This window comes from Bacillus sp. FJAT-27225, assembly GCF_001685025.1.
GTDB lineage: Bacteria > Bacillota > Bacilli > Bacillales > Cytobacillaceae > Bacillus_D.
Genome location: NZ_MAYU01000001.1, coordinates 300,239 through 314,482 on the forward strand (window position 1 = coordinate 300,239; position 14,244 = coordinate 314,482).

General features: G+C 42.6%; 14 protein-coding genes, 1 tRNA gene and 1 pseudogene. 13 read left to right on the plus strand and 3 right to left on the minus strand.

Annotation, left to right across the window (positions count from 1 at the left end; translation table 11 throughout):
• Positions 1–1,107 precede the first annotated feature (1,107 nt).
• On the plus strand, positions 1,108–2,061 hold the full coding sequence (locus tag A8F94_RS01595) for an NAD(P)H-dependent flavin oxidoreductase (RefSeq protein WP_066197161.1): 954 nt from the start codon (positions 1,108–1,110) through the stop codon (positions 2,059–2,061).
• Positions 2,062–2,430: 369 nt separating this feature from the next.
• A complete protein-coding gene (locus tag A8F94_RS01600; protein WP_066194532.1) occupies positions 2,431–3,123 on the plus strand; it encodes a hypothetical protein in 693 nt (230 codons plus the stop codon).
• An 88-nt stretch (positions 3,124–3,211) separates the two neighbouring features.
• On the opposite strand, the gene A8F94_RS25300 is transcribed toward A8F94_RS01600, so the two are convergent.
• Both A8F94_RS25300 and A8F94_RS01605 read right to left on the minus strand, forming a co-directional pair.
• Positions 3,212–3,346: a BA3454 family stress response protein gene (locus A8F94_RS25300; protein WP_139070003.1), complete on the minus strand. Its 135-nt coding sequence runs from the start codon at positions 3,344–3,346 to the stop codon at positions 3,212–3,214.
• A 266-nt stretch (positions 3,347–3,612) separates the two neighbouring features.
• Positions 3,613–3,843, minus strand: coding sequence for a hypothetical protein (locus A8F94_RS01605; protein WP_066194534.1), 231 nt, complete (start codon positions 3,841–3,843; stop codon positions 3,613–3,615).
• 208 nt (positions 3,844–4,051) lie between these two features.
• Here A8F94_RS01605 and A8F94_RS01610 point away from each other — a divergent pair, with 208 nt between their 5' ends.
• From A8F94_RS01610 to A8F94_RS01660, 11 genes and pseudogenes are all read left to right on the plus strand, one after another.
• Positions 4,052–4,780, plus strand: coding sequence for an SDR family NAD(P)-dependent oxidoreductase (locus A8F94_RS01610; protein ID WP_066194538.1), 729 nt, complete (start codon positions 4,052–4,054; stop codon positions 4,778–4,780).
• Positions 4,781–4,782: 2 nt separating this feature from the next.
• Positions 4,783–5,790: an S-adenosylmethionine:tRNA ribosyltransferase-isomerase gene (locus A8F94_RS01615; RefSeq protein ID WP_066194541.1), complete on the plus strand. Its 1,008-nt coding sequence runs from the start codon at positions 4,783–4,785 to the stop codon at positions 5,788–5,790.
• 10 nt (positions 5,791–5,800) lie between these two features.
• Positions 5,801–6,178, plus strand: a complete 378-nt coding sequence (locus A8F94_RS01620; RefSeq protein WP_077247514.1) for a VOC family protein — start codon at positions 5,801–5,803, stop codon at positions 6,176–6,178.
• 61 nt (positions 6,179–6,239) lie between these two features.
• Positions 6,240–6,970: pseudogene (locus tag A8F94_RS01625) on the plus strand (ZIP family metal transporter).
• 142 nt (positions 6,971–7,112) lie between these two features.
• Positions 7,113–7,925: a YitT family protein gene (locus A8F94_RS01630; protein ID WP_066194544.1), complete on the plus strand. Its 813-nt coding sequence runs from the start codon at positions 7,113–7,115 to the stop codon at positions 7,923–7,925.
• A gap of 283 nt (positions 7,926–8,208) precedes the next feature.
• Positions 8,209–8,460, plus strand: a complete 252-nt coding sequence (locus tag A8F94_RS01635) for a DUF2164 domain-containing protein (protein WP_066194546.1) — start codon at positions 8,209–8,211, stop codon at positions 8,458–8,460.
• Between the two features lie 11 nt (positions 8,461–8,471).
• Positions 8,472–9,446, plus strand: coding sequence for a DMT family transporter (locus tag A8F94_RS01640; RefSeq protein ID WP_066194548.1), 975 nt, complete (start codon positions 8,472–8,474; stop codon positions 9,444–9,446).
• A 191-nt stretch (positions 9,447–9,637) separates the two neighbouring features.
• Complete coding sequence (locus A8F94_RS01645; RefSeq protein WP_066194551.1) at positions 9,638–10,561, plus strand: oxidoreductase; 924 nt, start codon at positions 9,638–9,640, stop codon at positions 10,559–10,561.
• A gap of 79 nt (positions 10,562–10,640) precedes the next feature.
• Positions 10,641–11,105: a CBS domain-containing protein gene (locus A8F94_RS01650; protein WP_066194555.1), complete on the plus strand. Its 465-nt coding sequence runs from the start codon at positions 10,641–10,643 to the stop codon at positions 11,103–11,105.
• Between the two features lie 386 nt (positions 11,106–11,491).
• Entirely contained in the window at positions 11,492–12,580 is a 1,089-nt protein-coding gene (locus A8F94_RS01655; protein ID WP_066194558.1) for a metallophosphoesterase, read from the plus strand.
• A 118-nt stretch (positions 12,581–12,698) separates the two neighbouring features.
• The gene (locus A8F94_RS01660) at positions 12,699–13,802 is read left to right on the plus strand and encodes an AI-2E family transporter (protein ID WP_066194561.1); all 1,104 of its coding nucleotides are present in this window, start codon (positions 12,699–12,701) and stop codon (positions 13,800–13,802) included.
• Positions 13,803–13,933: 131 nt separating this feature from the next.
• Here the strand turns inward: A8F94_RS01660 and A8F94_RS01665 are convergent.
• A tRNA-Arg gene (locus tag A8F94_RS01665) sits at positions 13,934–14,007 on the minus strand.
• Positions 14,008–14,244: the final 237 nt, after the last annotated feature.

Here is a 14,244-nt window from a genome sequence, read left to right on the forward strand (position 1 = left end):
TAACCTTTGAGTCGCTGTTTCTCTTGCATATTGCAATTTGAACCAGTCCCTCCTGTTTTGCTTTTGGTCTTGCTTCCAAAGCAGCTAGGGTAACGATTTGCACGGGGTCGAATCGATATTAAATATATCGATTATAGACGAGCGTGCCTTTCGACAGCTCTGCAAATGTCCCTTCACCACTTGCAAGCCCAAGAACTAACCTTTGAGTCGCTGTTTCTCTTGCATATTGCAATTTGAACCAGTCCCTCCTGTTTTGCTTTTGGTCTTGCTTCCAAAGCAGCTAGGGTAACGATTTGCACGGGGTCGAATCGATATTAAATATATCGATTATAGACGAGCGTGCCTTTCGACAGCTCTGCAAATGTCCCTTCACCACTTGCAAGCCCAAGAACTAACCTTTGAGTCGCTGTTTCTCCTGCATATTGCATTTTGAACCAGTCCCTCCTGTTTTGTTTTGGTCTTGCATTATCTATTTACCTCGTGATGAATACCCTTAAACAATTAAACCCCTTTTTTATACTGGTAATATCAACCTTGAATACCAGCATGGACCAGCAAAAAAATATTATCAGTTATTAGTACCTGGTGATAAATATCACGGATTTTTTGTCTATACCTGTATACAATAGGAAGTATTAAGAAAAAGAAAGGCTGTTTTCTAAAAGATTGTTGTTTTTAGTAGTAGTTGATTTCCACTCCAGGATGCTCGCTTTCCGCGGGGCGGGCGGTGAGCCTGTCTAGCTGCGGCTCCTAGCTCCTCGAGGTCGCTTCGGTCCTTCAGCTGAAGTCAAAGAACGACTTCCGCTTCAGGCCCTGCAGCGCTTGTCGGAGCTGGGCAGTCGCCTTCGCATTTCTTTCTCCTCGTCGCTAAAGCGACTGTGGGGTCTCACCTGTCCCGCTGCTCCCGCAGGACGTTGAATAATCTTCCTGAAAAAGCACCGCAGGAGAAAATGCGTTTTTTTGCATTTTCGAACGAGCTCGCACCTTCTGCTCCAATCAACTACAGGATAGTAAACCTTTGTCCTTTCTAATAGCAACAAAGTTTGCGAAAACAGCCAAAAGAAAAGAGGAACCAATTTGATACTTCCACAATTAACAATTGGCCACATGACACCAAAGTACCCGATTATCCAAGGCGGAATGGGTGTAGGAATATCCTTGAGCGGCCTTGCTTCCGCAGTTGCGCGGGCAGGCGGTATTGGAATTATATCCGGAACTGGCATACCCACTGACGAGTTGCGTTACCATATCCGCAAGGCACGCGAGCTGTCTGATGAAAAAGGATACATAGGCGTGAACGTTCTGTTTGCGATGAACGATTTTGCTGCAAAAATGAAGGCAGCAATTGAAGAAAAGGTTGACTTCATCATTTCAGGCGCTGGCATTTCCAGGGATATGTACGCATGGGGAAGGGAAGCAGGCATCCCAGTCCTTTCAATCGTCTCCACTGCCAAACTTGCTAAACTCTCCGAACGGCTCGGTGCATCAGCAATCGTCGTTGAAGGTTGCGAGGCAGGCGGGCATCTAGGGACGGACAGGCCAATGTTTGATATTTTGCCAGAAGTGGTTGATGCAGTGAAAATCCCTGTTATTGCTGCAGGAGGAATCCTGACAGGAGCGGATATTGCAAAAGCGATCCAGATGGGTGCTTCCGGGGTACAAATGGGCACCCGTTTCGTTGCAAGCGAAGAATGTGATGCACCTCTCGCCTTCAAGCAGAAATACGTCGATGCCAAAAAAGAAGATCTAATGCTTGTAAAAACCACAGTCGGCCTTCAAGGAAGGGCAATTAGAAATACATTCACCGACATTATAAAAGATAACGGTAAATATAAGGTGGCTAAGTGCGAGGACTGCCTGAAAAATTGCTCATACCGTTTTTGTACAATGGACTCACTCGTACGTTCCCTGAATGGCGATGTCGATATGGGACTCGTATTCGCTGGAGCAAGGGTAGGGGAGATAGAGAGTATCCTTCCTGTAAGCGACATTATTCAAACAATTGTTGCAGAGTACGATTACACTACAGAGCAGGCGTTAATTGCTTCAATTCAAAATTAATTAAATCATTGCCGTTATTAAAATGACCTTGAAGTTCAATTTCAAGGTCATTTTGGCATTCCATGAACTATTCATTGTCCTTAAATCTCTAGTTCAAGGACATTTTCACATTCTAGACATGGGGTTTTGTCCTTGAAATCCGTGCTCAAGGACATATTCACATTACCGATACTTCATTTTGTCCTTAAATCTTTGCCCATGGTCATTTTTCTCCAGTATTCTTCATTCTATACCCGAAGAATTTCTCGAGAACTATAACTTCGCTCTGGATTCGGGTAACTTGGATGTTTTTTGCAAAAAAGTGCCAAGCCAAATTTGAACACAAAAGAGGCATACTAATCAGGAAACCAAAAGAAGGGAAGAATGAGTATGTCAATGGAATGGTTTGACCGTGTCAGTGCTGAACTGCAGGACCACTTGGAATCAATTTGTGAAAAATATGACCAGGCCGGCCAGATGGCCATTGAACGGGGCTCCAGGCACCCAAGAATCGAGTTTTTTGTGGAAACAGAGGAAGAGTGCGATACCGATGGCCGCGATTATTTTTGTACGCTTTTCTTCGACCCGCACAATGAAGAGTTCTATATAGAAACGATTGATACGGAACTTGAACAGCCGGCAAGGACCATCCTGCCTGACATAGATAATATCATTGATGCTGTCCATGAAAGCTTTCACGAATACATGGATGGAGAGGATATGGATGACTATACTGATATCCTAGATGATGATGATCTTATTGAGGAGATTGAGTTAATTGATGATGATATGACTGTCATTGCTTATTCAGATGATGATGTTTATGAAGAAATCGACGTTGAATGGGAAACCCCTGAGGTAACGGCCTTTTTAAAAGAAGACGAAGTAGAAGTGACGTATCAATTTGGAGTTGTACCAGAAACCGGTGATGGAGTACTTCGCCGTATAAACCGGCTTTGGACAGAAGATGATGAGTTGGTTAAGGATGAAACCAATTTTATTTTTACAAAAGAGGAAGCGAGTACGATTATTGCCATGATTGCAAGCCATATGGATTCCATGACTGGTTACGACCTGGATTAAATAAATAGACGGAGCATTTCCGATTTTTCTGCAAAAGCGGGAATTCTCCGTCTATCGTAAGTTTGCGTCCCCTAGGGTTATCGCCATTTTATAATCTCCACTGTTTTTTGACTTGCTCGAGCGCAAGTTCCATGATTTCTTCATCACTAGCCTGCGGATTCGTGATCACGTTCGTCATGTACTTGCGGCCCAGGTATTCTACTTTAACATTTACCTGTACCATATGTTTCAATCCTTTCAATGTTATATTAGTATAACTTTCAATCTCTTAATACCAACTTTTCAGCCACCTTAAACCTCCGATATACACATCGTATTCCAGAAATAAAAGAATCATTCATTTTTTTGAAAAAGAGCAACGAAGGATAGCTGCAAAAGAATGGAAGTCTTTCATTATACCACCATTTCCACTTTGAGAAACCCTGTTAAAAATTCGTATACCCTTTAGTCGTGTTACAAAATAAAAAAACTCCCGATAACGGGAGTGGATTACGCTTCAACAAGAAGATGTTCTTCAACAAAGCGCTGGAGCTCTTCTTTGTCAGATGGCTGCTTTTTCGCCATAGTTTCAGCCGTATTAACCAGATGAAGCAAAGCAAGGTTTTTCTTTAGTGCATGCAGTGATGTTTCTCCATTTAATAAATCAATCGCATTCGAACGTACGTCAGGATCCTCAGATGAGTGGTAAAGAATAAACGCAATATGGGTAATCTTATCCATTCCGTCTTCCCCCTAACATTGATTCTAAAGAAAAGATTCGCCATATTATCCGAAAATCCTCCTTGATTTGACAATCCTTTATTTTTTATTTTTTCAGACTAAAGTTGTAGAAAAACTCAAGCTTCTTTACGACGATGAAAAATGCTTCTTTTTCTATGATAACAGTAAGGAAAAAACTTAGATGACATGATGAAAGGGGACTAAAAATATGAGGAATAAAAAGGTAGTAATGATTACTGGTGCATCAAGGGGATTGGGACGTTCACTGGCAATTGCCTTTGCAAGACAGGGGGCAAGGCTCTCAATCTGCGCCCGAAATGAAGAAGATCTTTTTAACGTTAAAAGGGAAGCTGAGAAAGCAGGTTCTCCGGATGTGTTGGCAATCAGGGCCGACATTTCTAACTCCCGGGATGTTGAGCGGTTCGTAGCATTGACTGAGCAGCGATTTGGAAAAATTGATGTACTTATTAACAACGCTTCAATCCTTGGGCCGAGTCCGATTCCATTGCTGCTTGATTTTCCTGAGGAGGATTTCGCAGACGTCATCAGAATCAATACGATGAGTACCTTCCTGGTAACAAGAAGAGTGCTGCCTGCAATGCTGCAGCACGCCAAGGGAAGCATCATCAATGTGACCTCAGAAGCAGGAAACGTAGGTTATGCAGGCTGGGGTGCCTATGGAATTTCGAAATTCGCAGTTGAAGGTCTGACTGAAACATGGGCTGATGAGCTAAGTGAAACTGGAATTCGTGTAAATATGGTTGACCCCGGTGAAATGGATACTGAGATGCACAGGCTTGCTGTGCCCGATTGTGATTATGAGCTCTTAAACCCTGACGATGTTGTTCCAGTCTTCCTTTACCTTGCATCTGAAGCAGCAAATGAAGTAACCGGCAAGCGCATTTCAGCCCGCGAATTTAACGAAGGGAGGGTTTAAGCATGATAACAGGAAGCATGAGCTTTCATTTGCCGGAATCCTTAAATGCCTCAGCTCCTCCCGAAAGGCGCGGTATCCGGAGAGACCATGTCAGGATGATGGTTTTGTCAAAGGAAACTGGCCATACAGAACATGACCATTTTTACAATCTCGCAAACTATCTGAACAAGGGGGATGTGCTGGTTCTTAACAGCTCCAGGACAATACCTGCAATTCTTAGGGGAAGATCTGAGGATGGGAAAGAAGTGGAAGTAAGACTGGCGAGAAGGGTCGACTCCGATCGATGGGATGCTTTAGTTAGTAAAGGACTAGTTTTAACCGGCGAAAGGATTGTTTTTTCGAACAATCTTTCAGCCATTGTGGAAATTCCCGATATGCCCTTGTCGACATTACATTTTTCTAAATCTGGCATTGATTTATTCGATGAAATCTACTCACTTGGTGAACCAGTTCGGTATGAGTATATTCAAAACCCATGGGATTTGGATTATTATCAGACAGTCTTCGCTTCACAGCCTGGCTCGGTAGAAATGCCATCTGCAGGCAGAGCTTTTAGTTGGGAGCTGCTGTTCAAGCTTCAAAAAAAAGGTGTCAAAATCGTATATATCCAGCTTCATACCGGCTTGAGCTACTTTTTGGATGATCGATTTGACCATCACCCTTCCTCGAACAAAGAGGAATATGTCATTCCGGATCAGGCTTGGGTTGAAATTTCCGCAGCAAAGCTTGCCGGGAATAAGGTCATTGCAGTCGGAACAACCGTTGTCCGGGCACTAGAGACGGCTATTGAAACCTCTTGCCTTTCCTGCTGGACGAATTTGTTTATTCATCCTGGCTATCAATTGAAAGTCGCCGATGGAATCATTACCGGCCTTCATGAACCAGAGGCAAGCCATTTAGCTATGCTATCTGCTTTTATAAAAAAAGAGTTTCTCTGTTCTGCTTATTTGGAAGCCGTTGAGAAAAAATATCTCTGGCACGAATTTGGTGACATGAATTTAATCCTATGAGGGGATCAATATGATAAAATTTCATCACTTCGCAATTGAGACTAACAACCTAACAGAAACTGCGGATTTTTATGTAAATAAATTGGGATTCGTGATAAAGGAAAAGGTTCTATTTGAAGGAACAGAAGTCCTTTTCTTGGATTTGGAGGGATTTACCTCTGAACTTTGTGAGATTTCAGAAGAAAGGAATGACTCGAGCCAAACTCATTTTTGTTTTGAAACTCCAGACCTTAAAGCCTTCATAGACAGGATGAGCGGATGGGGTTTCATGCCTACGGAAGGCCCCTTTAAGCTTGAAAACGGCTGGGAAACAGTTTTCTTTGAGGGGCCATCAGGGGAAACAATTGAGTTTTTATCCAGAAGGAGAGAAGAATTTACCAATGATTAGACCTGCCGGCACTTGGGTAGTAAGTAACGAACAATAGTTAAGTCATCAGCCGGAGGATAGTATGGAGAGTGTCTTTATTGGTAGTCTTATTTCAGCATTAGCGACGGGAGTCGGAGCTCTGCCTATCATTTTTGTCAAAAGTATTTCAAGTAAGTTCAGGTATAATCTACTGGCACTGGCTTCCGGAATTATGCTTGCCGCTTCGGCATTCAGCCTGATTCCCGAAGCTTTAAAAACATCAAACTTATGGGTTCTTGGTATCGGGCTTCTTGCAGGAACATTTTTGTTAAACCTGCTCGATCAATTTTTTTGCAAAATAGATATTGATCAGACACGGCTCAATATCAGCATTTCAAAAAGTACATTTGTTGTTTTATGTGCAATGACTGTCCATAACATTCCTGAAGGTTTGTCAGTCGGGGTCAGCTATGGCTCGGACAACGCTTCACTCGGCGGTTTGATTGCATCGCGATTGGACTTCAAAACGCGCCGGAAGGATTCCTGGTAGCACTTTATTTGCTAAAAGAGAACATTACGAAATGGTGGGCAGTACTGATTGCAACAGGCACTGGATTTGTTGAATTTCTTTCATCGCTGATTGGATACGGCCTTGCAACGAAAATTGGCGGTCTCGTCCCATTCGGCCTCAGTATTGCAGCGGGAGCAATGCTCTTCATAATTTATAAAGAGCTTATCCCCGAAAGCCAGGAAGGGGAAAGTGTCCGTTTTCCAACATATTCATTTATTATCGGTTTAATCATCATGTTGGCCATGGTGGAAAATCTCGGTTAATAAAACTAGTTGCAACCGCTATATGCGGTTGTTTTTCTTTTGCCAAATTTATTTTAATTATACAAATTAACTATCAAATTTACTTCTCCTGCACCCAACTGTTATTGTATAAAAAGAATGTTTCAGTTGAGGGGGTTTAAAGATGCAGCTACTTGCTATCGTTGCTGGTTCCATCATCATTGCAGCTGCCTTTAATTTGTTCTTAATTCCGCATGAAGTGCTATCAAGCGGCTTGAGCGGTGTCTCTATGATTTTCGGTATGCTGACCCCTGTCGATACGGGGCTTGCAAATTTTTTACTCAATTTTCCATTGCTTGTCCTCGGTTACAAAAAACTTGGCAGAAAATTTATTTTCAACACGATCATTTCTGTCGTTGTTATTTCTTTAGGCCTTTATGTCATACCAGTATATGAATTTGCTAACAACAGTATTTTAGCTTCCATTTTCGGTGGTGCAATCGTAGGATTGGGAATCGGTGTAATTCTTCGCCAATCTGCATCATCCGGTGGTCTTGATATTGTTGCTATGCTTGTCGCAAGAAAGAAAGATTTCCCGATTGGGACCCTGCTATCAGCAATGAACGGCGTCATTATTGTGATCAGCGGCTTTCTTTTTGACTGGGACACAGCCCTTAATACACTAATTTCGATTTTTGTAACCGGGAAAGTCATCGATGCAGTTTACACCCACCATGTAAAACTTACCTTAATGATTATTACTACAAAAGGGGATGAGATGCGGGAGCAGCTAGTCGAAAATGTCTACAGGGGACTCACCGTCCTCGATGGGATGGGCGGATATTCCAATCAGCAGCGGAATATACTGATGACGGTGATTACTCGATATGAACTGGCAGAAGTTAAATCGCTAATTATGAAGGTGGACCCGCAGGCTTTCGTGAATATTACAAAAACAGTCGAAGTAATGGGGCTATTCCATAAACAATCAGCTTAAAGACTAGGCCGGCGCCGCTAGAGGTCCGGCCTTTTTTCATTTGGGACTTTGTGATTGAAATCTTAGACAGGCTATATGTAATTTTATCCTGGAATTCTGGCCAAAAAATCACTAAGAACTGATAGAAGCTTTTCGCGAAAAGAGGAATTTCAGTTTTTGTGCAGAATTAACTGATTTACATAAAATCCAATTTTCCAGCGATCGGAGGAGTCTGTTTTTCCACTGTTGGATTGATGAATCACCTAAAAACTGGACCCTTGAGGGGCAGTGGGATAAAGAGAGGATGAAAAAGTTGCTGCTTAATTTTACAAAAGAGCAAAAAGAACAACTTATTTATGACATTCAGCGTTTCTTTTTACAAAAACGTGATGAAAAGCTTGGTAACCTGGAAGCAGAAGAGCTTCTTGAGTTTTTCAAGGAGAAGCTTGGACCCCACTATTTTAATGAGGGAGTTGCCCAAGCGAGAAGAACTGTCATGGATCGAGCCCTTCTAATTGAAGAAGACCTATATGCGTTAGAGAAGCCGATTAAATAGGGAGGATAGGAATGAAGCCAATTATACTCGGAATTGCTTCTGCCTTCTTTTTCGCATTTACCTTCATCTTAAACCGTTCAATGGAAATGTCAGGAGGCCACTGGATTTGGAGCGCATCCCTTCGTTATTTCTTTATGGTTCCTCTCCTGCTAGCCCTGGTGGCCTGGAGAAAAAACCTTCAGCCGCTTTGGTTTGAAATGAGGAGACATCCATTTTCCTGGCTCATATGGAGCACAGTAGGTTTCGGCCTGTTTTATGCACCGATATGCCTGGCTGCTGCTTACTCGCCGGGCTGGCTGATTGCTGGAACATGGTCGGTTACGATCATTTCTGGATCGCTGCTTGCGCCTTTGTTTTTAGAAACTAATGGAGGGATGATTTCAAGAGGGAAAATACCTTTCAGGGGTCTGTCGATGTCGGTCGTCATCCTTATCGGTATAGCACTGCTGCAAGTTGAAAATGCAGAGGGCCTTTCCCGAAACGATATCATGATGGGAATTATCCCGGTCATTCTAGCATCTTTTGCCTACCCATTAGGGAATCGAAAAATGATGGAGCTGACGGGTGGAAGGATTGATACGTTTCAGCGTGTGCTTGGTATGACTTTGGCTAGCTTGCCGTTTTGGATTATTCTTTCTCTTTACGGAATGGCGACACAGGATTTGCCTTCAGGCGGGCAAATCACACAGTCAGCGGCTGTCGCTTTAACCTCAGGTGTAATTGCCACGATATTATTTTTTATGGCTACTGACCTTGTCAGCGGGAATATGAAGAAAATGGCCGCGGTTGAGGCAACACAATCGGTTGAAATCCTTTTCGCGCTTGCAGGAGAAATCCTGTTCCTTGCCGCACCACTTCCGTCGGCTCTTTCCTGGACAGGAATTTTCCTTGTTATGATTGGCATGGCTTTGCACAGCCTGGCATCAGCGAATGTTTTTGCAAAAAGGAAAAATGCGTCAACAACCCAAGCCAGCATACATAAATAACGCTATTATCTTTTTTCCATTACAGCGCGGGCCCATGACCAGGGCCTTTTTCTATTGATTTCGCACTTTAGGTCAAGCAGATCGGGAAACACATATTTAAGAAAGTTTTAAGAATTAAATGAACACCTCATACTGTGCTTCCTATCCATGTTTCTCTATACTTAAAGAAAAGTTCTAAAGGAAGTGAAGCAATGAGTTGGACCAAAAATAATATCCCCGACCAAACTGGGAAAGTGGCCGTTATTACAGGGGGGAACAGCGGGATTGGATTTGAAGCTGCCAAGGTTCTTGCCGAAAAGGGGGCAGAGGTTATCCTCGCCATTCGAAACATTGAGAAAGGCGAGGCAGCCATCAAAAAAATAAAGTCCGCTTATCCAGATGCATCCATCGGAATATTGAAAATCGATTTAAGCGATCTGGCGTCTGTCCGGCAGTTCGCGCTTGAATTCAATTCACGTTACCCAAAACTCGATATCCTGATTAACAATGCAGGGATCATGATCCCGCCGTTAAGTAAAACAAAGAATGGATTTGAATCCCAATTCGGAAACAACCATCTTGGCCATTTTGCGCTGACTGGACTGCTATTGGACAAACTGAAGGCCACACCTGGTTCAAGAGTTATCACAGTCAGCAGCCTTGCTGCGCACAAAGCTACTATTGACTTTGACAATCTGGACGGGTCAAAAGGCTACAGGGCATTTAAGTTTTATGGCCAGAGCAAGCTGGCAAATATGCTGTTTGGCAGGGAATTGAATAACCGGTTTAAGGAAAACGGAATCGATGTGAAAAGCATTGTCTGCCATCCGGGAATTTCAAACACGAACCTTTCGTCACGAAACTCTGGAAAACCTGCAAATAAATTCGTTGTTTTTCTATCAAACTATTTCCTGCAAACAGCTGAAATGGGTGCTCTTCCAACACTGTATGCAGCCACTGAATCTTCCCTGGAAGGTGGGGAATATATCGGCCCAGACGGCAAAAAGGCACATAAAGGCTATCCGCGGATAGAGGGAGTTATCAATTCGCTTTTTCAAGAGGAAACAGCTCTTAAGCTGTGGGATATGTCCGAAAACATGACCGGTGTTTCGTATAATTTTGACAGCCGTTCCTAGATGGCTTGTTTGACTTTTACACTTAAAATTGAAATACTTTACTTAACGTTCAACTATTCAGAAAGCCGGTGTACTTGCCATGAAAGTGAAGGATTTCATGATTGAAAATGTGATTTCAGTGAGTCCTGATATGACACTCGCAGAAGTCATGACTGTATTTGTCGAAAAGAAAATTGGGGGCGTCCCGGTTTGCAGCGAGGATGGGAAGCTGCTGGGAATGGTAACCGACGGCGATATCTTACGGGCGATTCAACCTATCGACAGGATGATTTATTATTTCATGATGTACTTGGATTACTTGGATGAAGTAAATGTGGAAAAAAGGATAGAGGATACGGCCAGCGCCAACATTCTTTCGATTTCCAAAACCAAAAATCTTGTCACGGTTACTCCGGAAGATGATATGGATGCAGCTGTCAAGCTGCTTGCAAAGCATCATTTCAAAAAACTCCCTGTCGTTGACAGCGAGCAAAAAGTCGTGGGGGTCATCAGCAGGGGCGACGTCATTCGGAAAATCCAGGCGACAATTCTTAAGGGACAATGATAAAACATGTGGCGGCATGGAGTGGCATAGACAGGCCGGACAATGACTGCTTTTATTGGCTGTTTCCTTTTTCATAGACTCGATGAAGGAGGGAAAGACTGCTTTTTTCAGGCTGTTCCCGTCTTCAAGCATTCGATGAAAGATGGAAGACCATTTTTTCGTGGTTGTTCCTGTCTTCATACCCTATGAAGGTGGGGTAGAGCTCTTTTCAGGCTGTTCCCGTCTTCATTGACCCAGTGAAGGACTATTTACGAAGTGAATTGAAAACAAGCAAAGATTTTTTAAAAAGCTGTTTGAAATTAAGTAGTCAGAAGGGCATGTCGATGCCTACTTCACCTGTTATTAATATTTATTACTTATTTCTTTTTTGAAAAGGAAAAACAAACATGAATTTTACAGCTATACTTGGAATCACTACCGCAATTTTACTTTACGGCCTGATTTGCTTTTATATTGGATTCAACGGCTGGGCGTGGCTAAGCAGGTTTCCTCGCTTTGTCAGGTTTAAATATCTATATTTCGGGCTAATTTTCTTCCTAGCTATTTCCATGTTCGCAGGTCGATTTATCCCAATTCCGTTCCTGAGTCTTATTGGCGGGTATTGGATGGTCATTATTGGATATAGTCTCTTGCTATTTCCCATCCTCAATCTCATATATTTTTTGAATAAGAAAAGAGGGATGGAATGGATAGGCGGAGGGGTGCTGATTTTTTATGCCGTCATTTTCATTTATGGTACATTCAATGCCTGGAGCCCGGTAATCCGAAATTACAGCGTTGATATCGATAAACCATATGAAAGAGACAGCCTGAAACTTTTGATGGCCTCTGACTTTCACCTTGGAGAGATTGTAGATAAAGATCACCTGGACCGGTTCATCGCGATTTCCGAAAGAGTTAAGCCGGATATGATTCTCATTCCTGGCGATTTAATTGATGATTATATTGAACCTTACCTGGAAGAAAACATGGGGGAGAGCTTAAAGAAATTGAATGCTCCACTTGGTGTTTTTGCTGTACTGGGAAATCATGATTATTATGGCGGCGATAAAGAAAAAATTGTAAAGGAAATGGAGAAGGCAGGAATTACGGTATTAGAGGATGAGACCATTACAATCCGGGATCAACTAACCATTGCTGGCAGAAAGGACCCAACCGATCGTACGAGATCACCAATCTCCAGCTTTTTAGACAATGCAGATGGATCGCGTCCAGTAATCATGATGGACCACCAGCCAATTGACCTCGAAGAAGCCGAACAGTCGGGGGTTGACTTACTAGTTTCAGGCCATACTCACCGCGGGCAGGTAGCACCCGCTCAGTTCATTACGGATATGATTTATGAAAATGATTATGGGTTCTTGCAAAAGGGCAATATGTCTTCCATCGTAACCTCAGGTTTTGGAACGTGGGGGCCAGCTCTTCGGATTGGGACACGCTCCGAGGCGGTCCTCATTCATTTACATTTCAATTAAAGCGAAAGGAGCTGTCCAACTGGTGCAGCTCCTTTTAATTTTTTAATTTATTGTCTATCCCTCCGCTAGTTTGATATACTTTTACCAACATAATAAATTGAGATTAGGGGTACATACGTTGTCGAAATCAAAATTACAGTACTGGCTCATTCAAATTCTACTTATTTTAACAATCATCTTTGTTGCTTCGAAATTATCATTTTTATTTCAACCGGTGGGAATCTTTTTCTCAACCATCTTCTTTCCAATCATCATTACTGGTTTCCTGTATTTCCTGCTGAATCCGGTTGTTGATTTTTTGGAACGACACAAGGTAAAGCGAGTAGTAGCAATACTTCTCATCTATATTGCTATTGCCGGGCTGCTAGTGCTGTCAATCGGAAACCTTATTCCTGCAGTATCCAAGCAGGTCTCTGATCTGGCAAATGAAGTACCACGCTATGCAAAGATGACAATGGAATTCTTTGATGATGTTGTCCAATCATCCGAATTCAAGCATTTCAGGGATGAACAATCCGAGATGATTAAAACGGTACAAGACAAACTAATTGAATTTGCCAATACGCTTCCGAACAAATTAACAGGCGGCATTATAGGATTTCTCGGGGCCGTCACAAACGTGGCAATCATTATCGTCACAGTTCCATTTTTGCTTTTCTATATGTTTAAGGACGGCCATCGATTTCCTGATGCAGTTTCCAAATTTATTCCTTCAGACTACAGGGGTGAGGGTTTAAAAATTCTTAAGGAAACAGGGGAAACCTTATCAGCCTATATTCAGGGCCAAGTAATGGTTGCGTCTGCGGTTGGTATATTGACCTTAATCGGTTACTGGATTATCGACTTGCCGTTTGCTCTTGTCATGGCTTTAATTGTTGCATTTACGAACATCATCCCGTACGTTGGCCCGATATTAGGAGGAGCACCAGCTGTCCTCGTTGGGTTGTTTGATTCTCCTACAAAGGCCTTATTGGTAGTAGTCGTCATCCTGATTGCCCAACAGCTCGAAGGGAACTTCCTATCGCCGCTGATTCTAGGGAAAAGCCTTGATACACACCCAGCCACTATCATTATTATTTTGCTGGCAGCCGGTAATCTGGCAGGGGTGCTGGGCATGGTGCTTGCGGTACCAACATACGCAGTTACAAAAACGATTATCCTGAATCTCGTCAAATTCCTGAAAGCAAGGAAACGATCGAACATAACAGTGGACGGAGTCTAAGACTCCGTTTTTTTATTTAATTGGCGATAACCCTCGCATTTATTGAAATTAAAAAGGTGAGAGGATAGAGGAGAGGTAAGTAACTATAAAACGCAATAAAAAAACACTGATTTTCATCAGTGTTTTGGGAGCGTCCCGAAGAGGATTCGAACCTCCGACCTACAGTTTAGGAAACTGTTGCTCTATCCTGCTGAGCTATCGGGACATCATATAAGATTATAAATGTTTTGCTTCACGTACCTAATTTTCCACTATCCTGTCCTGGCCTCAGTAAGTGAAGCAGGGATGATGCTCGGCCAGTACGCTGATGTTTCTCTAAGTAGCTTATTCGGGCGTGCTGAGCTATCGGGACATGATTTATTTACCTAATTGTTATGGCACAAAAATTATTATAGCGCTTTAAACGAAAAAGGTCAAATGGATTTTTAAAAAAATACATAAA

Bases quoted from the DNA above. Each gene is read 5' to 3' on its own strand.
- A8F94_RS01595 (WP_066197161.1), top strand. From the start codon at position 1,108: ATGACACCAAAGTACCCGATTATCCAAGGCGGAATGGGTGTAGGAATA.
- A8F94_RS01600 (WP_066194532.1), top strand. From the start codon at position 2,431: ATGTCAATGGAATGGTTTGACCGTGTCAGTGCTGAACTGCAGGACCAC.
- A8F94_RS25300 (WP_139070003.1), bottom strand. From the start codon at position 3,346: ATGGTACAGGTAAATGTTAAAGTAGAATACCTGGGCCGCAAGTACATG.
- A8F94_RS01605 (WP_066194534.1), bottom strand. From the start codon at position 3,843: ATGGATAAGATTACCCATATTGCGTTTATTCTTTACCACTCATCTGAG.
- A8F94_RS01610 (WP_066194538.1), top strand. From the start codon at position 4,052: ATGAGGAATAAAAAGGTAGTAATGATTACTGGTGCATCAAGGGGATTG.
- A8F94_RS01615 (WP_066194541.1), top strand. From the start codon at position 4,783: ATGATAACAGGAAGCATGAGCTTTCATTTGCCGGAATCCTTAAATGCC.
- A8F94_RS01620 (WP_077247514.1), top strand. From the start codon at position 5,801: ATGATAAAATTTCATCACTTCGCAATTGAGACTAACAACCTAACAGAA.
- A8F94_RS01630 (WP_066194544.1), top strand. From the start codon at position 7,113: ATGCAGCTACTTGCTATCGTTGCTGGTTCCATCATCATTGCAGCTGCC.
- A8F94_RS01635 (WP_066194546.1), top strand. From the start codon at position 8,209: ATGAAAAAGTTGCTGCTTAATTTTACAAAAGAGCAAAAAGAACAACTT.
- A8F94_RS01640 (WP_066194548.1), top strand. From the start codon at position 8,472: ATGAAGCCAATTATACTCGGAATTGCTTCTGCCTTCTTTTTCGCATTT.
- A8F94_RS01645 (WP_066194551.1), top strand. From the start codon at position 9,638: ATGAGTTGGACCAAAAATAATATCCCCGACCAAACTGGGAAAGTGGCC.
- A8F94_RS01650 (WP_066194555.1), top strand. From the start codon at position 10,641: ATGAAAGTGAAGGATTTCATGATTGAAAATGTGATTTCAGTGAGTCCT.
- A8F94_RS01655 (WP_066194558.1), top strand. From the start codon at position 11,492: ATGAATTTTACAGCTATACTTGGAATCACTACCGCAATTTTACTTTAC.